This window comes from Ruegeria sp. CDSB114 (assembly GCF_059611025.1).
The window spans coordinates 31,710-54,448 of record NZ_JBXWOT010000014.1 but is presented as its reverse complement, the minus strand read 5'-3'; the positions used below and the strand labels follow the sequence as shown (position 1 = coordinate 54,448).

Annotated in this window: 22 protein-coding genes; 13 read left to right on the top strand and 9 right to left on the bottom strand. The window is 57.1% G+C overall.

Features of this window, described 5'->3' with window-relative positions:
- The first annotated feature begins 16 nt into the window (after positions 1 to 16).
- Genes fabB through AC2FIP_RS19960 form a run of 3 tightly spaced genes read left to right on the top strand, consistent with a single transcriptional unit; the run spans position 17 to position 2,288 of the window.
- The gene (fabB, locus tag AC2FIP_RS19970; RefSeq protein WP_496787863.1) at positions 17 to 1,246 is read left to right on the top strand and encodes a beta-ketoacyl-ACP synthase I; all 1,230 of its coding nucleotides are present in this window, start codon (positions 17 to 19) and stop codon (positions 1,244 to 1,246) included.
- Between the two features lie 5 nt (positions 1,247 to 1,251).
- The gene (locus AC2FIP_RS19965) at positions 1,252 to 2,043 is read left to right on the top strand and encodes an enoyl-ACP reductase FabI (protein WP_496787862.1); all 792 of its coding nucleotides are present in this window, start codon (positions 1,252 to 1,254) and stop codon (positions 2,041 to 2,043) included.
- 59 nt (positions 2,044 to 2,102) lie between these two features.
- Positions 2,103 to 2,288: a hypothetical protein gene (locus tag AC2FIP_RS19960; protein ID WP_142639413.1), complete on the top strand. Its 186-nt coding sequence runs from the start codon at positions 2,103 to 2,105 to the stop codon at positions 2,286 to 2,288.
- Positions 2,289 to 2,303: 15 nt separating this feature from the next.
- Here AC2FIP_RS19960 and AC2FIP_RS19955 read toward each other — a convergent pair whose 3' ends face one another.
- Complete coding sequence (locus tag AC2FIP_RS19955) at positions 2,304 to 2,732, bottom strand: FKBP-type peptidyl-prolyl cis-trans isomerase (RefSeq protein ID WP_142639411.1); 429 nt, start codon at positions 2,730 to 2,732, stop codon at positions 2,304 to 2,306.
- Positions 2,733 to 2,841: 109 nt separating this feature from the next.
- Here AC2FIP_RS19955 and AC2FIP_RS19950 point away from each other — a divergent pair, with 109 nt between their 5' ends.
- From AC2FIP_RS19950 to AC2FIP_RS19910, 9 genes are all read left to right on the top strand, one after another.
- Positions 2,842 to 3,528, top strand: a complete 687-nt coding sequence (locus AC2FIP_RS19950) for a haloacid dehalogenase type II (RefSeq protein WP_496692939.1) — start codon at positions 2,842 to 2,844, stop codon at positions 3,526 to 3,528.
- On the top strand, positions 3,528 to 4,355 hold the full coding sequence (locus AC2FIP_RS19945; protein ID WP_496787860.1) for an alpha/beta fold hydrolase: 828 nt from the start codon (positions 3,528 to 3,530) through the stop codon (positions 4,353 to 4,355). The genes AC2FIP_RS19950 and AC2FIP_RS19945 overlap by 1 nt, the downstream gene beginning before the upstream one ends.
- Positions 4,352 to 5,326, top strand: coding sequence for a threonine ammonia-lyase (locus AC2FIP_RS19940; RefSeq protein WP_496787859.1), 975 nt, complete (start codon positions 4,352 to 4,354; stop codon positions 5,324 to 5,326). The genes AC2FIP_RS19945 and AC2FIP_RS19940 overlap by 4 nt, the downstream gene beginning before the upstream one ends.
- A 57-nt stretch (positions 5,327 to 5,383) precedes the next feature.
- Positions 5,384 to 6,172 (top strand): 3-oxoadipate enol-lactonase, encoded by a 789-nt coding sequence (gene pcaD / locus AC2FIP_RS19935; RefSeq protein WP_496787858.1) that lies wholly within the window; start codon positions 5,384 to 5,386, stop codon positions 6,170 to 6,172.
- A gap of 12 nt (positions 6,173 to 6,184) precedes the next feature.
- Positions 6,185 to 6,910: an alpha/beta fold hydrolase gene (locus AC2FIP_RS19930; protein WP_496694537.1), complete on the top strand. Its 726-nt coding sequence runs from the start codon at positions 6,185 to 6,187 to the stop codon at positions 6,908 to 6,910.
- 73 nt (positions 6,911 to 6,983) lie between these two features.
- A complete protein-coding gene (locus AC2FIP_RS19925) occupies positions 6,984 to 8,183 on the top strand; it encodes a TCR/Tet family MFS transporter (protein ID WP_496787857.1) in 1,200 nt (399 codons plus the stop codon).
- 82 nt (positions 8,184 to 8,265) lie between these two features.
- Entirely contained in the window at positions 8,266 to 9,360 is a 1,095-nt protein-coding gene (locus AC2FIP_RS19920) for a zinc-binding dehydrogenase (protein ID WP_496787900.1), read from the top strand.
- Between the two features lie 24 nt (positions 9,361 to 9,384).
- Positions 9,385 to 10,617 (top strand): mandelate racemase/muconate lactonizing enzyme family protein, encoded by a 1,233-nt coding sequence (locus tag AC2FIP_RS19915; protein WP_496703535.1) that lies wholly within the window; start codon positions 9,385 to 9,387, stop codon positions 10,615 to 10,617.
- Between the two features lie 109 nt (positions 10,618 to 10,726).
- Entirely contained in the window at positions 10,727 to 11,020 is a 294-nt protein-coding gene (locus AC2FIP_RS19910) for an ArsR/SmtB family transcription factor (protein WP_142639497.1), read from the top strand.
- On the opposite strand, the gene AC2FIP_RS19905 is transcribed toward AC2FIP_RS19910, so the two are convergent.
- The gene (locus AC2FIP_RS19905) at positions 11,017 to 14,013 is read right to left on the bottom strand and encodes an ABC transporter transmembrane domain-containing protein (protein ID WP_496787898.1); all 2,997 of its coding nucleotides are present in this window, start codon (positions 14,011 to 14,013) and stop codon (positions 11,017 to 11,019) included. The genes AC2FIP_RS19910 and AC2FIP_RS19905 overlap by 4 nt on opposite strands.
- 244 nt (positions 14,014 to 14,257) lie before the next feature.
- On the opposite strand from AC2FIP_RS19905, the gene AC2FIP_RS19900 reads away from it, so the two are divergent.
- Positions 14,258 to 14,617 carry a DUF3307 domain-containing protein gene (locus tag AC2FIP_RS19900; RefSeq protein ID WP_496692932.1) on the top strand — a complete coding sequence of 120 codons (360 nt, stop codon included), beginning with the start codon at positions 14,258 to 14,260 and terminating at the stop codon, positions 14,615 to 14,617.
- 20 nt (positions 14,618 to 14,637) lie between these two features.
- Here AC2FIP_RS19900 and AC2FIP_RS19895 read toward each other — a convergent pair whose 3' ends face one another.
- The 7 genes from AC2FIP_RS19895 to AC2FIP_RS19865 form a co-directional block, all read right to left on the bottom strand.
- Complete coding sequence (locus AC2FIP_RS19895; protein WP_496787856.1) at positions 14,638 to 15,360, bottom strand: hypothetical protein; 723 nt, start codon at positions 15,358 to 15,360, stop codon at positions 14,638 to 14,640.
- 55 nt (positions 15,361 to 15,415) lie between these two features.
- On the bottom strand, positions 15,416 to 16,720 hold the full coding sequence (locus AC2FIP_RS19890; RefSeq protein ID WP_496787854.1) for an NAD(P)/FAD-dependent oxidoreductase: 1,305 nt from the start codon (positions 16,718 to 16,720) through the stop codon (positions 15,416 to 15,418).
- Positions 16,717 to 17,391, bottom strand: a complete 675-nt coding sequence (locus AC2FIP_RS19885; protein ID WP_271951552.1) for a TetR/AcrR family transcriptional regulator — start codon at positions 17,389 to 17,391, stop codon at positions 16,717 to 16,719. The genes AC2FIP_RS19890 and AC2FIP_RS19885 overlap by 4 nt, the downstream gene beginning before the upstream one ends.
- On the bottom strand, positions 17,392 to 18,936 hold the full coding sequence (locus AC2FIP_RS19880) for a trimethylamine methyltransferase family protein (RefSeq protein ID WP_496787853.1): 1,545 nt from the start codon (positions 18,934 to 18,936) through the stop codon (positions 17,392 to 17,394). It lies immediately after the preceding gene.
- A 2-nt stretch (positions 18,937 to 18,938) separates the two neighbouring features.
- A complete protein-coding gene (locus tag AC2FIP_RS19875; protein ID WP_496787852.1) occupies positions 18,939 to 21,341 on the bottom strand; it encodes a GcvT family protein in 2,403 nt (800 codons plus the stop codon).
- A 111-nt stretch (positions 21,342 to 21,452) separates the two neighbouring features.
- Positions 21,453 to 22,082, bottom strand: coding sequence for a glutathione S-transferase (locus AC2FIP_RS19870; RefSeq protein WP_496787851.1), 630 nt, complete (start codon positions 22,080 to 22,082; stop codon positions 21,453 to 21,455).
- 18 nt (positions 22,083 to 22,100) lie between these two features.
- Entirely contained in the window at positions 22,101 to 22,631 is a 531-nt protein-coding gene (locus AC2FIP_RS19865; RefSeq protein ID WP_496787849.1) for a class I SAM-dependent methyltransferase, read from the bottom strand.
- Positions 22,632 to 22,739 lie beyond the last annotated feature (108 nt).

The following is a 22,739-nucleotide window of genomic DNA, read 5'->3' as shown; positions in this document are numbered from 1 at the left end:
AATAAGGAGCACGCACATGCGTCGAGTAGTTGTCACCGGCTTGGGAGTTGTCTCTTCCATCGGGAACAATGCCGAAGAGGTTCTGACCTCACTCAAGGCCGGCAAGTCCGGCATCGTGGCCAATGACCAGATGGTCGAACATGGCTTTCGCAGCCAGATCGCCGGGTCGCTCAAAATCGACGTTAGCGAACATGTGGACAAGCGCACCCTGCGCTTTATGGGTCCCGGAGCGGCCTATGCGCATATCGCGATGAGCCAGGCGATTGCCGATTCAGGATTGACCGAAGACCAGGTTGCCAACTCACGTACCGGCCTTGTCGCCGGATCGGGCGGACCGTCGACCAGCGCCATGCTGACTGCGCATCAGACCGTTCTGAAAAACGGGGCAACCAAGCGAATCGGGCCTTTTGCAGTTCCTAAATGCATGTGCTCAACCATTTCGGCCAACCTTGCGACCGCCTTCAAGATCAAGGGCATCAATTACTCGATCACTTCGGCCTGTTCGACCTCGTTGCATTGCATCGGCAATGCCGCAGAGCAGATCATGATGGGCAAACAAGATGTAATGTTCGCGGGCGGCGGGGAAGAGCTGGACTGGACCTTGTCCTGTCTGTTCGATGCAATGGGTGCGATGTCGTCGAAATACAACGATGCGCCCGAAAAAGCTTCTCGTGCATTCGACCAAGACCGCGACGGGTTCGTGATATCCGGCGGAGGCGGTATTGTCGTGCTGGAAGATCTGGAACACGCATTGGCACGCGGCGCCAAAATCTATGCTGAAGTGACGGGTTTTGCAGCAACCTCCGACGGTCACGACATGGTAGCCCCATCTGGCGAAGGTGGCGAACGCGCCATGCGTCTGGCGCTGGACACCCTGCCCGAAGGCCGCAAGGTCGACTACATCAATGCCCATGGCACCTCGACCCCGGTCGGAGATGTCGGCGAAGTCGAAGCTGTTCGCCGCATTTTCGGCGAGGGTAGCGTGCCGCCGATTTCCTCGACCAAGTCGATGACCGGCCACGCACAAGGTGCGGCTGGCGCGCTGGAGGCTATTTTCTGCCTTTTGATGCTGGAACATGATTTTATAACGCCGTCGATCAACGTCGACTCGCTTGCCGAGGGCATCCAGCCCGGAGAAATTGCAACTCAGCTAGTTGAAAATGCAGGTTTGGACAGCGTCATGACCAACAGCTTCGGCTTTGGTGGGACGAACGGGTCCATGGTTCTTTCAAAGTTTAACGGGTGAATGGAATGTCAGATCTAATGAAAGGCAAACGCGGCCTCGTTATGGGCGTGGCGAATGACCGTTCGATAGCATGGGGCATCGCAAAAGCCATGCACGAAGCGGGCGCCGAATTGGCATTCACCTATCAGGGCGAGGCATTCGGAAAGCGGCTGGAACCGCTGGCGCAGAGCCTTGGCAGCGATTTCATGGTCGATGCGGACGTCACCGATGACGAGTCGTTGGATCGCGCTTTTGACGAGCTTGCCCAGCGCTGGCCCACCATAGATTTTGTGGTCCACGCCGTCGCCTATTCCGACAAGTCCGAACTAACCGGACGGTTCCTGGACACCAGCCGGGCGAATTTCAAGAATTCGATGGATATTTCGGCCTATTCGCTGATCGAAGTGGCCCGCCGCGCCTATCCGATGATGAAAGAAAACGGCGGCACGATCCTGACGCTGACTTATCAGGGGTCTAACCGGGTTGTGCCCAACTACAACGTAATGGGTGTGGCCAAAGCTGCGCTGGAATCAGCGACCCGTTATCTGGCCAACGATCTTGGACCTGACAGAATCCGGGTGAACGCAATCTCTCCGGGTCCGATGAAAACTCTGGCCGGTGCGGCCATCGGTGGGGCCCGCAAAACCTTCAAGTTCTGCGACCAGAACGCACCGATGCGCAGCAATGCCACGCTTGAGGCTGTCGGCGGCACCGCGGTTTATCTGGCTTCGGATGCGGGGGCCTGCACCTCGGGCGAAGTTATTCGTGTTGATGGTGGCTTCCACGTTCTGGGAATGCCTCAACCGGACCATATGTGACCATTTCTTTCCCTGTCAGTGCCAAGATTTGACCATCTTTCGCAGGCAGGGATAGTTGCATGAACAAAGCAGAGCAAATCATCGCCAGCAGCAAGCGGGTTTCCCGCCGAAAACCGGGTTTTCTGGGGTTTAGGGGCCGCGTCGCCTTGATGACCCTAACAATGCTGCTGATGCTGTTTGTATTCTTCACTCAGCCGCATGTACGCGAGATCTTTGCATCATGGACCAGCCTGTTTTCAGGCTGATCCAGATCACGAAACTCAATTCACCGAAACCACTTCGATTTCGAAAATCAGGTCCCTTCCGGCCAGAGGATGGTTCGCGTCTAGCGTGACGGTCACCTCATCAGCCTCGACAACAGTTACCGGCAATGCGTGCCCTTCGGGCGTTTGCATCTGCAACTGGGTGCCGGGTTCAAGCGGGATGTCGTCCGGAATACCTTCGCGTGGTATGCTCTGACGCATTTCGGGATTGATCGGCCCATAAGCATCAACGCAGGCGATCTCGACACGTTTTTTGTCCCCGGCCACCAGACCAGGCATTGCACTGTCCAATCCGGGAATAATCTGCCCGGACCCCACCTCGAATTCCAGTGGATCGCGCCCTTGTGAACTGTCAAAGACATTCCCGTCCTGCAACGTACCGGTATAGTGGATGCGAACTGTGTCGCCCTGTTTTATCGCTGTCATTTTGGCCTCCGGCCGATAGAAAATTGAGCGGTCAAACCTAGGCAATGAAGCAACATTGTAAACCCTTAGCACTTTTGCAAACCTGCACCGAATGAACGGAGGGGAATTGATGCCGATCACAACCTGCATTTTTGATGCATACGGCACGTTGTTCGATGTGGCCGCAGCCGCAAGGCAAGCTGCATCAGAACCCGGCTTTGAGGCGTTACAGCAGAAATGGCCGGATCTGGCCAATCACTGGCGCCTGAAACAGTTGCAATACACCTGGCTTCGTGCGGTGGCCGATGCACATGCAGATTTCTGGGACGTCACGCAAGACGGTCTGGATTGGGCACTAGAGGCAACGGGGCTGGACCAGCACCCGGCCCTACGCCAGCGCCTGCTTGATCTCTACTGGGAATTGCAGGCCTATCCCGAGGTTCCCGAAATGCTGGCCACCCTGAAGGCCGGCGGGATGCAGACTGCGATCTTGTCGAACGGATCACCGCCGATGCTGGATGGTGCGGTTCAATCCGCAGGGATAAGCGGCGTTCTGGATGATATTCTGTCGGTCGAAAGCGTCGGCGTCTTCAAACCGCATGCCAAGGTTTATGATCTGGTCGCGCAGAGGTTCGGCTGCGAGCGCGACGAAGTCTTGTTCGTCAGCTCAAATGGCTGGGACGCAGCGGGGGCCAGTGGCTATGGTTTCGTCACCGCCTGGGTCAACCGAGCGAACGAACCAATGGATCGGTTGCCATGGCAGCCAACGCATGTACTGTCCGACCTGACATCCATTCCGGAACTTGCAGGTCTCTGATGCCCTTTTTTTCGACCAACGACGGCAAACGCCTCTATTTCGAAGACACCGGCAGCGGCAGGCCGGTCCTGTGTCTGGCAGGCCTTACCCGAAACAGCCGGGATTTCTCATTTCTTGCCCCGTACATGACCGATTGGCGGATGATCGCGATGGATTATCGCGGGCGCGGGCAATCCGAGCATGACTCGGATCACGGGAACTATAGCCTGTTGCGCGAATCTCAGGACGTGATCGATCTGCTGGATCATCTTGGCCTGGATCAGGTGACCGTGATTGGGACCTCACGTGGAGGCCTGATCGCGATGACCTTGGCCACCACCCACCCAAAGCGGCTGGCGGCTGTTGTGCTCAATGATGTTGGTCCGGTCTTTAACCCATCGGGCATCGCCAAAATAATGGAATATGTCGGCAAGCAACCGGTCTCGAAAACCTATGACGAGGCCGCGCAGGCGCTTCAGCACATGTTGGGCCCGCAGTTTCCAGGGATTTCACTGGAAAGATGGCGGCAGATGGCTGAATTTCAAAATCAGGAAACGACAGAGGGTTTGACCCTGCGCTATGATCCGGCCCTGCGCACAGCGCTGCTGGAACAGGCCGCAGCCGGGGCAATCCCGGATATGTGGATGTTCTTCGAGGCCCTGCACGACATCCCAACGGGTGTCATTCGCGGTGAAAATTCCGATCTTCTGAGCACGCAGACATTGGCCGAGATGCAGAACCGGCATCCGGGGTTGATCTCGGCTACCGTGCCCGATCGCGGACACGTGCCGTTTCTGGACGAACCTCAATCATTGGGCGTTATTCGCAAAGTACTGGACGCGGCATGAGCACACTTGAAATGATCGAAGCCGCAGCCCTGCGTCTGCAAGGGCACGTCAGAGAAACACCAATCCTGACCTCTCCGTTTTTGGATGAAATCGCGGGACGCCGCGTGTTGGTAAAACCGGAATGCCTGCAGCACACCGGCAGTTTCAAGTTTCGCGGGGCGTGGTCGGCCATTTCGGGCCTCAGTGAAGCAGACCGAAAGAAAGGTGTGATCGCCTATTCCTCGGGCAATCATGCTCAGGGCGTGGCTTATGCCGCCGCACAGCATGGTATTTCGGCTGTTATCATCATGCCCTCGGATGCCCCAAAGCTCAAAATCGACAACACGCGCGCTCTGGGGGCCGAGGTGGTTCTGTATGACCGCTCCAATGAAAGCCGCGAAGAAATCGGGGAGGCCGTGGCGGCCAAGCGTGGCCTGACCCTGATCCGCCCCTATGATGAACCGCTGGTGATAGCCGGGCAAGGCACAACCGGGCTGGAAATCGCGCGCCAGGCGGCTGTGCTGGGCGTCGAACAGGCTGATGTGCTGGTCTGTTGCGGCGGCGGGGGGCTGACCTCGGGTATTGCGCTTGCGCTCGAGGGGCACGCACCCGGTCTGCGCGCCCGCCCCTGCGAGCCCGAAGGGTTTGACGACGTCAAACGCTCGTTGGCGCTGGGACGAATACAGAACAACGCGGCCACATCTGGCAATATCTGCGACGCCATTCTGACCCCGCAACCCGGCGACATCACCTTTCCGATCCTGCAACGGCTGTGCGGTCCCGGCCTGTCTGTGACCGAAGAAGAGGCGATGCGCGCTATGGCTTTGGCCTTTCTGCGCCTGAAGATCGTGCTTGAACCGGGTGGTGCGGTTTCCCTGGCCGCAGCGTTGTTTCGCAGGTCCGAAATTCAAGGAGACGCCGTTTTCATTGTCGCATCGGGTGGCAATGCGGACCCGGACGTCTTTGCCAAAGCTATGGAGTTCCTGACCTGACAACCGCCGCCGGTTCCGGCAGCGTGTCAGTTCAGCATGCAAAGACAGAGGATTTTTATGCAGATAGCTGACCTTGGGGATGTACAGCTTCATTACCGGATCGACGGCGACCCACAAGGCGCGCCGATCGTGTTCGCGAACTCGCTGGGCACCGATCTGCGCCTGTGGGATGCGATGCTGCCATACCTGCCTGATGGGCTGCGAGTCATTCGATACGACAAACGCGGGCATGGCCTGTCCTCGGCGCCTCAGGCGCCCTATTCGATGGGGGCGCTGATCCGCGATGCCGAAGGCCTTCTGGATCACCTAAAGGTCCGAGATTGCGTTTTTGTCGGTCTGTCCATCGGCGGGATGATCGCGCAGGGTCTGGCCGTCAAACGCCTGGATTTGATTCGCGGGCTGGTTTTATCAAATACAGCGGCCAAAATAGCCACCCCGGCGATTTGGGCGGACCGTATGGAAGCCGTACGGATCGGCGGCATCGAAATGCTAGCCGACGCAACTATGGAGCGCTGGTTCTCGCGGGCATTCCACGCGTCGCCCCAGCACCTGCTATGGCGCAACATGATGGTGCGGCAACCTGTTGAAGGTTATCTGGGATGTTGCGCCGCCATTTCCGGAACCTATTTTTACACGCCGACAAGTGGCCTGCGTTTGCCGACTTTGGGCATTGCGGGCAGCGAGGATGGCTCTACCCCGCCGGATCTAGTAAAAGAAACCATTGATCTTATTCCCGGTGCCCGTTTCGAATTGATACGCAAAGCGGGCCATCTGCCCTGCGTCGAACAACCCATTGAATACGCGGCCCTACTAAAAGACTTTTTGACTGGCATCGGTCATATCTGAAGGAGCATTGCTTTGGCGGATTTTCTATTGGTCCATGGCTCATGCCATGGTGCCTGGTGTTGGAGAGATTTGATCCCAGCACTTGAAACACGCGGCCATTCGGTCCGCGCAATTGATATGCCCAGCCACGGATCTGACCCGACGTCGATCGACCAGGTGACCCTGGACAGTTGCCGGAACGCCGTTCTGGCTGCGAGCAGATCGGATACGATCATCGTCGGCCATTCTTGGGGGGGATACCCCATTAGTGCCGCCGCCGAATTGAGACCGGATGCGATGCGCGGACTTGTTTTCCTGTCCGCCTACGTGCCCGAGAACGGATTGTCGATGGTCGAGATGCGCCGGAAATCACCGCGGCAAACAATAGTTGATGCCGTCGAAAAATCGACTGACGGGCTGTCCTATACGGTCAAACCCGATAGCGTGAAGGCCTTGTTTTACCACGACTGCCCGGAAGAGGTCCTGCTTTATGCGCTGGCTCGGCTTTGCCCGCAGGCCATTGCACCTCAGGAGGCACGGCTTACCCTGACAGAACATTTTCAGGATATGCCCAAAGCATATATCCGAACACTCGACGACCATACCATCCCGCCTGAATACCAGCACATCATGAGCCTCAGCATGCCCGAGGGAATGCGCCATTCCATCCAAAGCTCTCATTCGCCATTCTTTTCGCACCCTGAAGAACTGGCCGATCTATTGGACGACATCGCGCAGGGCTTTGATACTCTTGACTGATCTGCGAAATCTTGCGGCTTTCCTCTGAACCTGACCCCCGATAGGGTGCCCGAAACTTTCTTTGTCGGTTCCCATGCGCTTACCTTTCCTGTTTGTTCTTGCCACTGTCATGATTGATGCAATGGGGATTGGCCTTGTGCTGCCCATTATGCCCGAGCTCATTATTGATGTTCAGGGTGGTACACTGGCCAGCGCGGCGATCTGGGGCGGCGTCCTAAGCACCGCTTTTGCAGCGATGCAATTTATCTTTGGACCGATCCTGGGCAACCTGTCTGACGCTTTCGGGCGCAGGGGTGTATTGTTGGTATCTCTGTTTGTTATGTCGTTGGACTATGTGGTCATGGCGCTTGCTGGCAGTATCTGGCTATTACTTGCCGGTCGGATCGTCGGCGGGATCACAGCCGCAACTCATTCCACCGCCGCGGCGTTCATGGCGGATGTGTCGAAACCCCACGAAAAAGCTGCGAATTTCGGTCTGTTAGGGGCGGCATTCGGGGTTGGCTTTGTCCTGGGTCCGGTCATCGGCGGATTGCTCAGCGAATATGGAACCCGTGCGCCCTTCTGGGCTGCCGCAGCGCTTTCGGCCATAACATTCGGCGTCGGTATGATGGTGATGCCTGAAACGGTGACCGATAAGAACCGGCGCCCGTTCAGCCTGCGCCGCGCTAACCCAGTGAATTCACTGCATGCCATCGCGGCGCTGCCGGGGATCCGTCCGATGTTGTGGGTCTATTTCCTCTATTCTGTCTCAATCTATGTCTATCCGGCCATTTGGGCCTATTTCACCGCCGAGCGTTTTGGATGGTCACCCCAGATGATTGGTGTGTCGCTGGGTCTTTACGGAATTGGAATGGCCGCGGTTCAGGGCGGATTGATACGCCCCGCCACACGTTATCTCGGCGAACGCGTAACAATCCTTCTCGGGATGGTGTTCGAGATTGTCAGCTTTTTGCTTCTGGCTTTTCTGACCAATGGAATAATCGCGCTGATGCTGATCCCGATCACGGCTATCGGCGCAGTCGCAACCCCGGCAATCCAGGCTCTGGCCTCGCGCGCAACACCAGATTCGCAACAAGGAGAGCTTCAGGGCGTGCTAACTTCACTGCACGCGCTTTCCATGGTGATTTCCCCTCTGGTCATGAGCAGCGTATTTGCCTGGTTCGCAAAGCCCGGCACCGCCATCTATTTTCCCGGCGCGCCGTTTCTTCTGGCCATGTGCCTTATGATTGTCGGCCTTATCCTCTTTTACAGATCTCGCCCCATTTCTGCATAACAACGACATGACGATGACGGTTTCGGCCTTGCAGGGCATTCCGAACCGCGCCACCGTGATTAAAACCGAATACGAGGACATCATGCAATCCATCAAGGCGGCCGTATGTCGGGCATTCGACAAACCCCTGGTCATAGAAGACGTGCTGATCGCCCCGCCCGCCGCCGGCGAAGTCGAGGTCACCCTGGATGCGGTTGCGATCTGCCATTCCGACATTTCTTTCGCCAGCGGCGCCTGGGGTGGATTCCTGCCCGCTGTATATGGCCATGAGGCCGCGGGTGTGATCACCGCAACGGGTGGCATGACCGAAGGGTTCGAGGTTGGCGATTCCGTCGTGGTGACGCTGATCCGTGCATGCGGTTCCTGCCCCTCCTGCGCGGGTGGCAAGCCAACCTTATGTGAAACACCCCACGACACTGTAAAAGGTCCGTTGCGCACCGCTGACGGGGGCCCGCTGGAGCAAGCAATGGCGTGCGGGGCTTTTGCCGAAAAAGTCGTGGTCAGCCACCGGCAGATCGTGAAAATTCCCGAGGCCCTGCCAAAGGATGTGGCCAGCCTGCTGTCTTGCGGGGTGATCACCGGTGTGGGCGCTGCCGTGAATGCCGCCGGTCTGCGCCCGGGTCAGGATGTCGTCGTGATCGGGGCCGGAGGCGTTGGCCTGAACGCCATACAAGGCGCACGGATTGCGGGTGCCCGGCGTATCGTTGCGGTCGACATGACCGAGGACAAACTGGCCATTGCAAAGGAATTTGGTGCAACCCACGGCGTTCTGGCCACTTTGGACGCACCATGGAAGGCAGCTTACCGCGCACTTGGCGGTCGAGGGGCCGATGCCGTCCTGATCACAGTCGGTGCGATCCCGGCCTATGACCAGGCCGTTCGCTATCTTGGCCGAGGCGGTAAGGCCATCATGATCGGGATGCCCCATTCCGGCGACATGGCAAGCTATGAACCTGTTGTCCTGGCCGCACTTGGTCAGGGGCTGATCGGGTCAAAGATGGGGGATGTGGTGATCCAACGTGATATTCCCTGGATGATCGACCTGTATGAACAGGGACGGCTGAGGCTGGATGAACTGATCTCGGGCCGCTGGTCCTTGTCGCAAATCAACGAGGCGATTGCGGATACCAAAACCGGATCGGCCAAACGAAACGTCATCATGTTTGACAGGGCCTAAGCAGCCCCGGCTGGAGTATATCCTATGAAACTGCAGGATCTCGATATCATTGTCACGGCCCCCCCTGCTCCGGGTTGGGGTGGCCGGTACTGGATACTGGTAAAGGTTACCACCGACACAGGCGTCACCGGTTGGGGCGAATGCTATGCCTCATCCATTGGACCTGAAGCTATGTGTCACGTAATCCGGGATGTCTTTGAACGGCATATGCTCGGCGAGAACCCCGAGAATATCGAGCTTATGTTCCGCCGCGTCTATTCCAGCGGCTTTACCCAGCGCCCCGACCTGACCGTAATGGGTGCGTTTTCAGGGCTGGAAATCGCGTGTTGGGACATTCTGGGTAAAGATCGCGACCGTCCGGTTTATGCGCTTTTGGGTGGGCTGGTTAATCAACGCATCCGGGCCTACACCTACCTTTACCCCCTGCCCCGGCATGACCTGGCCGACTTTTGGACTTCGCCCGACCAGGCCGCGGAATGTGCAGCTGAAATGGTGAGCCGCGGCTTCACGGCAGTAAAATTTGATCCCGCTGGTCCCTACACGATCCGTGGCGGGCATATGCCTGCTATGTCCGACATCTCGATGTCAGTTGCCTTTTGCAAAGCGATCCGTGAAGCGGTCGGCGACAGGGCCGACCTGTTGTTTGGCACTCACGGTCAGTTCAACACTGCAGGCGCAATCCGGCTGGGTCAGGCGCTGGAACCCTATTCACCGCTTTGGTTCGAAGAACCTACCCCACCTGACATGATCGAAGACATGGCCCGCGTCGCTCGCAACGTGCGAATACCCGTGGCAACCGGGGAACGCATGACCACCAAAGCCGAATTCGGTGCAGTTTTGCGCGCAGGTGCTGCAGAAATCCTGCAACCCGCCCTTGGGCGTGCAGGTGGGATATGGGAGATGAAGAAAGTCGCAGCCATGGCCGAGATATTCAACGCCCAGATGGCTCCGCATCTCTATGCTGGTCCAGTTGAATGGGCCGCCAATATCCATCTGGCAGCCTCAATCCCAAATCTGCTGTTGCTGGAAACCATTGATACGCCGTATCACGACGCTTTGATCAAAGGTTCACTGCGCGTTGAAAATGGCTTTGTCGTGGCACCGAATGCGCCAGGGTTGGGGATCGAAGTGGACGAAGATCTGGCCCGCTCACACCCCTATACCGGCGATGGGTTGCACCTTCAGATGCAGGAAGAACCTTGCGACTATGCCAACGGCAACGCCTTTCAGGGCGGTGCCCCTGCTGCAAAGGGGTGACAAGTACTGAAATTCTGAGTCATATTGCGCCAAAGCCAAGTTTGGAACCTATACGCGCGTGACAGTTCAAGACCACGAAACACTGAATACGGACGAAACTCCGCCCGGCATGCAGGAAAGTGCAGCACGTGCCGCCGCGTACCTGAAGACGCTGGCGCATGAAGGCCGCCTGATGATTTTGTGCCATCTGGGTGATGGCGAGAAATCGGTTGGTGAGCTGGAAAAACTGCTGCAAATCCGGCAGGCCGCAGTCAGTCAGATGTTGGCACGCCTACGAGAAGAACAGCTGGTGTCGACACGGCGCGATGGCAAAACCATCTACTATTCCCTGCAGGACGGAAATACAGCGAAAGTCATCCAGCTGCTATACGACCTGTTCTGCAAACCTGAAGCCAACCCCTAGTTCGAAACATAGCCGGCGATCACCTGCATCAGCTTGAAAGCGGTTGCGGCATCGTTTTCGACCACGGCCAGGAATTCTTCCTCACCGATACGCAGACAAGACAGGTCGGTTTCTGCAATCATGCTCAGGGCGCGGGGTTCCTTTCGGATCAACCCCAACTCTCCGACCAATGCGCCGGAGCCAACCGTTGCGATCAGTTGATCGGGACCTTCTGGTTGCGGCAAATACAGGCCTGCCTCGCCTTCCAAAACGACATAGGCCCCATCGGTGGGCTGGTCGTCTTTCAGGAACACCACCTCTCCCGGTTGGGCCTGGAACCAGCGCGCACCAAATGCCAGAAGGCGCAGCTGTCTGCGGTCAAGACCGGAAAACAGCGGCGTCTGTTCCAGCGCACGAAGCTTGCGCGCCAAATCGGCTGATGCTGCGCTATCTTCTTCCACGTCGGCGGGTCCTTCGTCTGAAACCACACGACCTTGCCTTATTTCTATGAACATGTCGAATACGTCAGGGTTTTCGTACTGATCGTTCAGATAAATCACCGTCGCATTTGGCAATAGGGCGCGCAGGTTCTTATAGACCGCAATCTGAGTTTCCATGTCATAGCTTGCCAAGGCATTATCAAGGATCAGAATGTCGGGTTTCTTGATCGTAGCCCGCGTAAAGGCCAAAGGTTCGGCGAAAACCGCAGGCAAGTTCTGCCCGCCCAGCGAGACCGGTACATCGTAAATCAGCTCGACCACCAAAGGTCGGGCACCGTTTTCAGAAAGGACATCAACGATCAGCTTACGGACCTCATCTGATCGCGCGCCGCCGATCTGGCTGACCTTACCGAACAAAGCGTTCTCCATCACGGTCAGACCGGGGGCAAACTCGGTTTCGTTCAGCGGCACGAAGACATCATTCAGATGTTGCAGCAGCTTTTCGGAGTGGCTTTGCCGCAATTCAAGTATGCGGTTTTTCAATTCATCCGTAAACGCGGGGCCAATCTGTTCTGCCGAGATGACAAACGGAACCGCCAGAAGGTTGGCCAGTTGCCCATCATCCAGACCGCTGACACCTTCGTTTCGGGTGCGCTCTACCAGTTCGACTGCAGCTTCGTAGACTTCGGCCTGCAGGCCAAGCTTGCGGAACAACGGGTGGTCCGTGCCGTCCAATCCAAAGATCTGGCGCAACATATCAATGACATCGCGCGTCAGGCTGACCAGGGTTTCGTCCAAGCCCAGCTCGCGCAGCTGCCCCAAAAACACGCCCTGACGGGTCAGTATTTCCTGAGTGACCGGAACGCAGGGTGTCGCGAAAAGCAGGTTTTCCGCGACCGGCAAGGCCGCATTATATGCATTGCGGTCAAAGATCAGAGCCTGCTGTTGCAACCCAGCCTTGACCACCGCCTCCTGAACTTTGGGCCGTAGTTCAACCAGTTTTCTGACCAACTCGGGGTGCTCGTTGGCTTCGAATGTCTGTTCAGCACCGCGCTGAAACAGGGCAGCGCCCGAACCTAGACCGTCGATCAGTTGTAACCACCAGTCGCGCAGGTCTTCCACGGTGTTCAAACCAGCCAGCGACGGGTCCAGCCAATCAACTCTAAACGGGTCGGTACTGTTGCCCGCTCGTCTTGTTTCAGCAAAGCCGGGGTCGTCTGATTCTGTCGACAGAGGACGAAGACGCATCGGCATCATCACATTGTCGCCCAAAGTTCCCTGAAACATAACCGGTCGCGATGAGGCAAAACCGATCCGCGCAGCAATGACTCCCTGATGCAGCTTTGACAAATCTTCCTGCCCGACCGTTACCCTGCCGGAACTGGGCAGGATCTCTCGGGTCAGCAATTCCGAAACCGCACGCCGGTCTTCTTCGCTGGGCGCAGCGATTCCGATGGTTTTACCGCCTGGGAATGTCAGATCGAGGTCGTCCAGAACCAGATTCCCGTCCATGTCTCGAACAGACGCATGTTTCAGAACAATATCCCCGTCCAGCCTGGGATGTTTGTCGGGCTCGCCTTCGAACAGGCTTTCGTCCTGCATTCCAGAGGGCGCGAAGCGTTCGATCACAACATCCCAGCGCAAGGACATATCCTGTGTCTGGTTGTAATATGTGAGCAACTCTTTCCAAGGCGAACTGAGGTCCTTGTAAGCCGCCAAAGCCGCAACCAACGCCCCCAACGAGACCGAGCCCTGCAAGACCAGAATGCCGCCAACCAGATAGAACAGGAATGGGGTAAGCTGCGAAATGAAGTTGTTGATGAACTTCATAAAGAACTTTTTCTGGTAGATATCGAAGCGGATTTCAAACAACCGGCCCAGCTGATCCGAGATCATGGCCCGGCGATACCGCCAGCCACCATTTGCCCGCAGCGTTGACGCACCTGCTGCGTTTTCACCGATCTGTGCAGCCAGCACGCGCACTTCCTGGATGCGGCTTTTGTTCAACAGATTGATCTGGCGCTGCAGCTTTGGGATCAACCAGGCCTGTAATGGGATCAGGGAAACGGCAGCAAGCCCGAACCAAAAGCTCTGTAGGAACAGGAAGGACAGGATCGTGATCATCTGTCCCGCCTGCAATACCGGCTGGCTGATCGCATCGCCCATCAGCCCACCCATCGGCTCGCTTTCAGCGGTGATCATCGACACCATTTCGCCTTGGCTGACCCGTTCGAAATAGGGTTGCGGAAATCTCAAGGCGCGGCTGATCATCTGATACCGGAATCGGCGCAGCATCCGTTCGCTCAGGACGCCTTTCATGGTGTTGATGCGCATTTTCATCAAACCATGCGCCAGAACGGCGAGCAGAAACCCAATACATAATATGATCAGAAAATTCGTTTGCGACAGGCTGTAGCCCAGCACATCAACAACAGGGGTCGCAGCCCCGATCGCGTCATTGATGATGCGCTTGGGCAGTTCCAGCGTCAGGTATAGCAGAGGAAACAAAGACGTGGTTACGGCCAGCAAAATCAGCTGGTCGCGCTTTGAATATTTCCAGATAAAACGGAAAATCGTGCGTTCTATGGAACCTGCCCCTGCTGCGGATCACTGACCCGGTCTTTACGAAATTCTCGTAAATTCAACAGTCTGAATTTACCGCAATCAAGCCTGCAGACGCAAATAGTTTCCGAATTGAACAGATATTTGCCGAATGTGAACAAGTTCATTTGCGCAACCTCACATTAGCCCCTACTGTTCGCTTTAGGACGATATCGGGAGGAGTCTTTTGCCTGCCACATTAGGCACTGTGTTATTGATGCTCTGCTTATTGCAGATCAAACATATGTTTGCAGATTTTTACCTCCAGACGCCCAAGATGCTGTCAGGCCGGGGTGAGTATTTTCACTGGGGACGCGCGCAACATGCTGCTGTGCATGTTGTTGGTTCGGTATTGGTTTTTTTGGTTTTCGGCGCTCCGCTGCCGTTTATCCTGATCATTGCCGCGCTAGAGTGGATAGTTCATTTCAACATCGATTTTGCCAAAGCCAGCTATTCCGACAAAAAACAGCTTATGCCGACTCAGGCAGCCTTTTGGCGGGCAGCCGGGCTGGATCAGTGCATGCATAATCTGACCTATGTGGCAATGGTCTGGGCCTGGGCGACATTCGCGGCCTGAACCAGAAATACCACAGCAATTCAGAGCTGAGAGGCCGATGGATAGAGCGATAGCCACCGTTGGTCCAAGGCATCAATCTTCTGCGGGTCGAACTCGGTCTCAACCTCCCAGTACCGTCCAGACTCCACGAAATATCCAAGATCCGACTCCGACCGTATGATCTCAGCCATCCCCGATGTAGAAGGCATCTCGACCGAAGACAAATCTTCGCTGTCGACCGAGGGGTAAACCAGTCGGCTTGGCCCTTCGGACAATCGCACTGTGCGACAGCCCTGCGCTGCAGCAAACAACCCTAGTCGCGCCGACTTCGCCTCGAGCAGTCGCAAGGTCACATCGGGTCGCAACGGATCTGCGGCTCCGTTGCCGTAGAAATGCGTCCGACCCTGTCCGGAATAGATCATATCGCAACCGCAATAAGCCAGAACCGAGGGCTGTAATGCAGACAAAGCCCAGTATCCGGCGGTAAAGGCCATCGTTCCCCCGGCATAGACAAATCCACCGAAACCGTTCTGTATCGGAACGTATTCATTTGCAGTGACTATACGCTGAATGTCACTGACAGATGTGGGCATGTTCTTGGTCGGGAAATCCTCAGGGTGGATCAGAAAATCCCAGTCTGCGCGGACCCGCCAGGCATTGTTGATAGCGACTATATGCGTGAACGGCATACGCGCCCAGTCCCGCGCACGCAGCGCGGTGGGGGCGCTGCCGAGGATCAGAACCTTGTTCTTCGATTTGGTCATTATGCGTCCGGGCTCAACTCGATCCCTTGAATGCTAGTGCATCAGGACGTGTCGGCTAGCCCAAAACGGAAAAACTGCTTTCTTTGTTGATCGGGCGCTTGCGGGAATAGAAACCGACATCGATTGTGCGTCCAATATAGGGCAGTTCAAATTGTAGCGGCGCACTGTCATGATCCGCGCCGTCTTCGCAATACCCGATCAGCGCCGTCATCATCTTGCCTGCAATCGGCGCGTTCTTGTACTGATTTCCACTGGATCCGCAGGCCATATAAAAACCGGGAAGGCTGGATTTGTCATAGATTGGAATCCAATCCGTCGACGCATCATACAGGTCCACCACACCGCGGGTCTTGGAAGGGATGCCAAGGCTGGGCACTCTCTGGGCATAGCGCATCGCTTGTGTCGTCCACTGGTCGGTAAAGTCGCGATTATAGGTTACGTCATCTTCGCACCATTGATGTGGGTCGCATTCGGGGTCTTCCGAGCCCACCAGGATGTGGTTGCCATGCTCTGGCCGGCAATAGCAGGCGATATCGCTGTCCGACACGATTGTCCCGTCATTTTCAAAGTCAAACCCCTCGGGCGCAGGGACGTGAACGACCTCTTGGCGCAAGGGGCGGGTCTGAATGGTCATGTCATCCAGAACATCTGCCATCCCGTTGATGATGGCCGAACCCGGCCCGGCTACGTTAACCACAACTTTCGCATGAATGTCTTCTCCCGATGCCAACCTGATACCAGAAACTCGCCCGCCATCAGTCAAAATCTCGACCACTTCGGCCCCGGTTCGCACTTTGGCCCCGTGCTGTTTGGCGGCGTCCATCAGGTTCTGTGCGGATAGGGCCGGATCGGTGACATACCCGGCTTGAGGCCAGTAAACGCCGCCTTGCATCTTGCGTCCGTTGGGCTGCCCAAACTCGGGGTCATCCATGCGACGAGCGGGGGCAAAACTGTCCTGCGAATAGACCGGCAGCCGGTCGGAGACCTGTTCGGGGGACCATTCCTCGAACGGGCAATTCAGCGCGGAACTGTTCTTCATGTGTTTTTCCAGCAACCCGTTCGCCTCGGTCTTCATGACCAGACAGCCGGTTTCACGGAATTGGGCCAGATCGGCGCCTTGCGGCAGGCCAAGATACTCGGCCCAGTCGCGCCAATAATGATAGCCTTCCCAGGCGAATGCCGTGCCATCAAAGGTGGAATAATGCATCCGGATGATCGCGCAGGACCCGGCGGTTGAGCCATGGCCAACCTGAGCGTTCCGGTCCAGAGATACGGTTTTCCACCCGGCCTTGGCCATTTCAAATGCGATGGCCGCCCCGATCACGCCTGTTCCGATGATGATTGCATCTGGTTGACTCATGATGGCTCTCCTTTCCAATGATGGCGCGAATAGGCGCTGAATTCTTCTACTTCCTCTGGCCTCGGCTCGACCCCGGTGAAGACATATAGATAATGCGGCACCATTGATATCCGCGTGGACATCGGTTCATTCAGCTGCGCCAGATCGTATCCTATCTGCATGTAATACAGCACGCGCGCACGGGTTTCCGCCTCGACCTCGGAATAGCCAAAGCGGGCAAACATGGCGTGCAGCGCTAGCAACCGTCGGGCGTCAGACTGGTCCAGCGCGCGCCGCACCTTGCCCGATTTGCGCGCCCAGTCGCGCACCGCGAAATCCAGCGCGGTGTCAAACAGGTCGGTATTGACGACACAGCGATGCACATTGCACACCGCACCAGTTATCGTCTTTGCCGGAGCTTCGGCCTGCGCGACCAATGCCGCGGTATTGGTGGCCTGCCACCGTGCCAAAAGAGCATCCAGCAGTTCCTGGCGCGATTTGAAGTACCAATAGAAGGACGACCGAGACACGGCCATCCGTTCCGCCAGATTCATCACCTTGATCTGATCGACCCCGTCCGAGATTAGCACATCCAACGCCACGTTCAGCCAGTCGTCGCGCGTGACCTTGATATTGCCGATCAGCGGTTCAGCTTCCGGATCGTCCCGGTGCAGGATGGGTTTCGTATTCATTTAACTCTCCGGCGGCGCGCCGCCCTCTTCGGTACGTTTGGCAATAAAGTCTTTCAGCGCGCCAATCTGGTCGCTGTTTTGCTCAGGTGGCTGAAAATTGGCCAAAATTTCCTTCCATACACCGGTCGCACGACTGTTTGCGTCCAACGATCCACGCTCGGCCCAGGTGCCGAAATTGGCATAATCATGGACATGCGGCTCATAGAATTCGGTATTATAGCGGTCCATCGTCTGGCTGGATGCAAAGAAATGTCCGCTGGGCTCAACCTCGCTTAGCGCAGTGTCGAACCCAATTTCAGCCTCGCCAGCCTGCACCCCGGCGCACAGCTCGGCCACCATGTTCAACACTTCGGCGTCGCAGACCAGTTTTTCAAAGGACACGGTCAATCCGCCCTCTAGCCATCCCGCCGAGTGAATGATCACCGTCGCCCCTGCCATCAGGCACCCCCACAGGCCAAACTGGTTTTCATTTGCCGCCTGCACATCATTGATGTTTGAAGCCGACCCCGCAGCCGAGCGCCACGGCAGGCCCAGATGCCGCGCCAACTGCCCGGCCGCCAGTGAGGCCTGAAAATGCGAGGGCGTTCCAAAGGCCGGAGCACCGGATTTCATGTCCACATTGCTGGTGAACGTCCCATAACACACCGGCGCGCCGGGCTTGGCCAGTTGGGTTAGGGTCAGCGCGGCCAGAGCCTCGGCATGGGACAGGGTAATGGCCCCCGCCACCGTGATCGGGGCCATCGCGCCCATCAGCGTGAAGGGCGTGATGATCGACATCTGCCCGTGGCGCGCAAAGTCGATCAGCCCTTGCGCCATCGGGATATCCAGCGTGCGCGGGCTGTTCGTGTTGATGATCGTATAGCTGTGCGGGTGGGTCCTAAATTCGTCATCCGACAGGCCTCGCGCGGTCGTCAGCATCTCAAAGCAATCCATCACCTGCGGCGTTCCGCGCGAGAAGAAGAACGGGAACTTGTCTGTCAGCTCCATCTGCGCCTGCGTGGTGAAATAGTGCCGCAGAGGGGTCGGCACATCCTGCGGTTCAACCTGAGGCGAGATCATCTGGAACACGTCGAAATGATGGGTGAGCTTCAGAAATTCCAGATAGTCCTGCCCGGTCGCCGGGCGACGTCCGCGTTCCAGATCAGTGGCATTCGGCGCCCCTGCCCCCGGTTGGAACACAAGGCTGCCCAGTTCCAATGTGAAATCCCTCTGCCGAGCACCGGCCCGGCAGGCAATGGATTTCGGCGCCGAGGCCACCGCAGCCTCGACCATATCGCGACCGATATAGACCATCTCGCTATCGGCATCTACGCGCGCGCCGGCTTTGGCAAAGATATTCCGCGCCTCGGGCAGCAGAACTTTCACACCCAGCTCTTGCAAGATGCGCAGCGCGGTTTCGTGCATGTCGGCGATCTGGTCTGCGGGAAAGACCTCCATCAGTGGAAAAGGATTTTTCAGCTGGCGATAGTTGATATCCCGACCGGGCGGCGGCGCGGCATCCACGCCGCGCCGTCTGCGCCTGCGTCCCTGATCGCTGGCCGACACGCTCAACCCCGCATCGCTTTGCCCTGTGGATCATAGGGCGACGGCGCGATGACCCGCGCAGGTCGTTCGACCCCAACCACATGGACAGACAGTTCAGTGCCTGGTGCAGCCTTGTCACGATTGACCAGCGCCATCGCCAGGGACTTGCCGGTGTAGTGGCCATAGCCGCCCGAGGTGACAAAACCCACGTGCTCTGCCCCTGACCAGACAGGTTCGTATCCGCTGGCATCTGCGTCCAGAGCATCAACCTCAAGCGTCACCTGAACCTGTGCAGGACCATTGCCATCGCGTTCGGCCAAGGCGGCCTCTTTACCGACGAAATCCTTGTCCCAATCGATCCAGCGATCCATGCCGGTCATGCCCGGCGTGTACGCTTGCGTGAATTCCGCCGACCAGATGCCAAAGCTCTTCTCAAGCCGCGTGGACAGCATCGCGTTGAACCCACAGTCACGAATACCCTCATCAGCCCCCGCCTCAAGCAACATCCGACGCAGCTTGATGTGATCGCCATAGCGGCAGTTGATCTCATAGCCTTTTTCACCAGTGACTGACATGCGCGCAACGCGAGCCCTGACAAGACCGATATCAAAATCACCACAGCCCATGAATTTCAGACCCGAGACGTCCTGCTCGGCCAGTTTTTCGATTACCTCCTGCGATTTCGGCCCGACCAGACCGAACCCGCAATACTCCTCGCCCAGATCGCGAACCTCGACTCCGTCGATCATATGATCGTCGAACCAGCGCATATGCCAGGCGCGCAAGTAATAGCTGCCCATGATCCACCAGGTGCCATCGCCCCAATTCAGAACGGTCAGATCCCCTTTGAGCCGCCCATTCTCACCCAGCATTGGTGCCAACTTGGCCCGTCCTGGCGCGGGCAGTTTCGAAGCCATCACGCGATCCAGCCACAGCTCGGCATTTGGCCCGGTGACCTCGAACCGGGAAAAGCCAGAGATGTCCATCAGGCCGACGCCCTCGCGGATCACCTTGCATTCCTTGGCCACGATATCATGCGCGTTGGATCGCTTGAGGGTCGGCGTTTCTTCGAACCCTTTCGGCGCGAAGTACAGCGGCACCTCAAGGTCCCAGCTGACACCCCATTTGCATCCCGCTTCAGTCATCGCGTCATGAGCTGGCGCCATCTTCAGCGGACGACCGGCAGGCAGCTGTTCATTCGGATAAGTCATCACGAAACGGCGGGAATAGAATTGCCCGGTGGTTTCACGGATATAGCGTTTGTTCTGGGCAAAACCGCCATAGCGGGCAATGTCCATCGGCCATGCATCGGCCTCGGGCTCGCCATGGATCATCCACTCAGCCAGCGTTTTGCCAACGCCGCCGCCCTGCAGGAACCCGGCCATGACAGCGCAGGCGGTCCAATACCCGCGCTTGCCTGGTACCGGCCCGACCAGCGGGTTACCATCAGGCGAGAATGTAAACGCCCCGTTGACCCAGGTTTTGATGCCGACATTCTGGATCGACGGATAGCGTTCAAAGCCCAGCGTCAGTTCATTCTCGATCCGGTCAAGCTGCTCCTGAAACAGTTCCTCGCCATAATTCCACGGCGCGCCGTCCATGGCCCAATGTTCATGGTCGACCTCATAGATACCGACCAGAACACCCTTTTGGTCTTGCCGCATATAGGTGAACCCCTCGAGGTCCACGGTCATTGGCATCTCAAAATCCGCCGCCGCCACTTCGGGCACTGTATCCGTGATCAGATAGTGATGTTTCAGCGGCGACACTGGCAGCTCAACCCCCGCCATGCGCCCGACCTGCTTGGCCCAAAGCCCCGCGGCATTGACCACGTGCTCGCAAGTTATTGTGCCCCTGTCCGTCACGACCTGCCAGCCATCATCGGTTTGGATCAATTCCTCGACCTTGGTCTCCTCGTAATACTCGGCACCGCGTTTCTTGGCGGCGGTTGCATAGGCCTGAACCGTACCGGTCGTGTCGATATAGCCCTCTCGATCGGCCCACATCGCGCCCAGAACGCCGTCAGTCGACATGATGGGACAGCGCTTTTGCGCCTCTTGTGGAGTCAGCAATTCGCAGTCTTCGATACCGATAGACTGGAAGATACGATAGTTGGCCTGCAGCCACTCCCACCGCTCGGGCGTTCCAGCCAAAGTCAGACCACCGGTCATGTGCAGGCCGATATTCTGCCCGGATTCCTTTTCGATCTCGCTGAGAAGGTCGATTGTATAGGCCTGCAGCGATGCCATGTTCGGATCCGCGTTCAGCGCGTGAATACCGCCCGCCGCGTGCCAGGACGATCCCGACGCCAACCGCCGCCGTTCCAGCATGACCACATCTGACCAGCCGAATTTGGCCAAGTGATACAGAACCGAGGCGCCCACAACGCCGCCACCGATGACCACAACGCGATACTGAGATTTCATTATGCTCTCCCCTGCATGACTCGAGGGAGACGCTAGTGATACTGTTCACACCTGTCTAGACATTTCTGTACAGTCCAGGTGTGCAAGTTCAGACAGCTCAATTTCAACGCATTAAAGCTTTGCGCTTGGACGCGAAGCAATCTTGTCAAACCATGATAATGTGGCGGTATTTTCCTGTGGAATCCGCATCTTGATCACGCGGGCAAAGTCAACGAACACAAAGGTCGAGATATCGGCCAGCGTGAACTCAGCCCCCGCAACAAACGCACTATCCTTCAGCCGCGTTTCAAGCAAATCGAAAAACCGGCCAACCCGGTCCATGCCACGCTGTGCCAGCTCGGGAATCTGGGCATAGTTCGCCGGGCCCGGAACCGCCCGATCCTTGAACGCGGGATGGGTGTTGCGCAGAGCCTCAGCAATAGGCACTCCACCCTGCTGCTCGACAATGCTGTTCCACATCAGGACCAGCCCCTTTTCATCTGGCGTACGTCCCATCAAAGGTGGTTCGGGAAAGCGCGCCTCAAGATAGGCGGCAATGCCCAGGTTTTCGGTCAGCGTTGCGCCCTCATCCGTCACCAGAACAGGGATCGTCGCATTGGGGTTTACTGCAAGGAAAGCGTCATCCAACTGTTCCGCCTTTGCAATCGAGATATTGCGCGTTTCAATCTCCAGCCCTTTTTCTGCGATGAACATGCGCGCGCGGCGCGGGTTTGGAGCGGTCGTGCAATCATAGAAAAGCATTTGGCAACCCTTTCGCACTCAGCGGCGGTAGATGAAACAACGTCCGTCTACCGCATGCTCAGGCAAGGGCATCTCGGTCAGGTTTTCGAAATACATCCGGTCGCTGGACACCATCAGCCCACCTTCTGCCAACAACGGTTCTATCAGGGGGGAAACCAACCGCGCGAAAGCATCGTTCTTGTCCCTGTTATGGCCGCCAAGATCCGCATGGATCAAACTGGCCGTCGCCCCAAACCGTTCCAGCGCCGCAGGCAGAGTCTCACGCACATCCCCCAGAATCACCAGATCCTCGGACGGGGTAGAGTCCGGATGGGAGGCCACGGCGCGTTCGAACACATAGACCGGGCGGTTCTGAATATACTGAACCATGTGGTGATAGGTGCGGCCGTTGCCCAACCCCAGCTCGAACACCGGACCGGACATGGTGCTTGTCTGTGCAATCGCATGGTCCAGGCAGGCGCGCTGGGACACCATGCGGTCGATAAACAGGTCAAGACGGCTTTGGGGATCGGGCACTGGGAAATCTCTCCTTGATATCTGACGACACATAACCTGTGACCGACATCGCATGTGATGACAAATCCTCAAGGCATTGTGTAGGCAAATCGGCCTCAGTTTCACGTTTTCGCGACATTTCACCCTAAGAACGGGTTTGAC

Coding starts and splice junctions, on each gene's coding strand:
- AC2FIP_RS19890 (WP_496787854.1), bottom strand. CDS start 16,720: ATGAGTCAACCAGATGCAATCATCATCGGAACAGGCGTGATCGGGGCG.
- AC2FIP_RS19910 (WP_142639497.1), top strand. CDS start 10,727: ATGCAGGAAAGTGCAGCACGTGCCGCCGCGTACCTGAAGACGCTGGCG.
- AC2FIP_RS19925 (WP_496787857.1), top strand. CDS start 6,984: ATGCGCTTACCTTTCCTGTTTGTTCTTGCCACTGTCATGATTGATGCA.
- AC2FIP_RS19950 (WP_496692939.1), top strand. CDS start 2,842: ATGCCGATCACAACCTGCATTTTTGATGCATACGGCACGTTGTTCGAT.
- AC2FIP_RS19920 (WP_496787900.1), top strand. CDS start 8,266: ATGCAATCCATCAAGGCGGCCGTATGTCGGGCATTCGACAAACCCCTG.
- AC2FIP_RS19940 (WP_496787859.1), top strand. CDS start 4,352: ATGAGCACACTTGAAATGATCGAAGCCGCAGCCCTGCGTCTGCAAGGG.
- AC2FIP_RS19955 (WP_142639411.1), bottom strand. CDS start 2,732: ATGACAGCGATAAAACAGGGCGACACAGTTCGCATCCACTATACCGGT.
- fabB (WP_496787863.1), top strand. CDS start 17: ATGCGTCGAGTAGTTGTCACCGGCTTGGGAGTTGTCTCTTCCATCGGG.
- AC2FIP_RS19895 (WP_496787856.1), bottom strand. CDS start 15,360: ATGACCAAATCGAAGAACAAGGTTCTGATCCTCGGCAGCGCCCCCACC.
- AC2FIP_RS19900 (WP_496692932.1), top strand. CDS start 14,258: ATGCTCTGCTTATTGCAGATCAAACATATGTTTGCAGATTTTTACCTC.
- AC2FIP_RS19870 (WP_496787851.1), bottom strand. CDS start 22,082: ATGCTTTTCTATGATTGCACGACCGCTCCAAACCCGCGCCGCGCGCGC.
- pcaD (WP_496787858.1), top strand. CDS start 5,384: ATGCAGATAGCTGACCTTGGGGATGTACAGCTTCATTACCGGATCGAC.
- AC2FIP_RS19885 (WP_271951552.1), bottom strand. CDS start 17,391: ATGAATACGAAACCCATCCTGCACCGGGACGATCCGGAAGCTGAACCG.
- AC2FIP_RS19915 (WP_496703535.1), top strand. CDS start 9,385: ATGAAACTGCAGGATCTCGATATCATTGTCACGGCCCCCCCTGCTCCG.
- AC2FIP_RS19945 (WP_496787860.1), top strand. CDS start 3,528: ATGCCCTTTTTTTCGACCAACGACGGCAAACGCCTCTATTTCGAAGAC.
- AC2FIP_RS19865 (WP_496787849.1), bottom strand. CDS start 22,631: ATGTGTCGTCAGATATCAAGGAGAGATTTCCCAGTGCCCGATCCCCAA.
- AC2FIP_RS19965 (WP_496787862.1), top strand. CDS start 1,252: ATGTCAGATCTAATGAAAGGCAAACGCGGCCTCGTTATGGGCGTGGCG.
- AC2FIP_RS19960 (WP_142639413.1), top strand. CDS start 2,103: ATGAACAAAGCAGAGCAAATCATCGCCAGCAGCAAGCGGGTTTCCCGC.
- AC2FIP_RS19875 (WP_496787852.1), bottom strand. CDS start 21,341: ATGAAATCTCAGTATCGCGTTGTGGTCATCGGTGGCGGCGTTGTGGGC.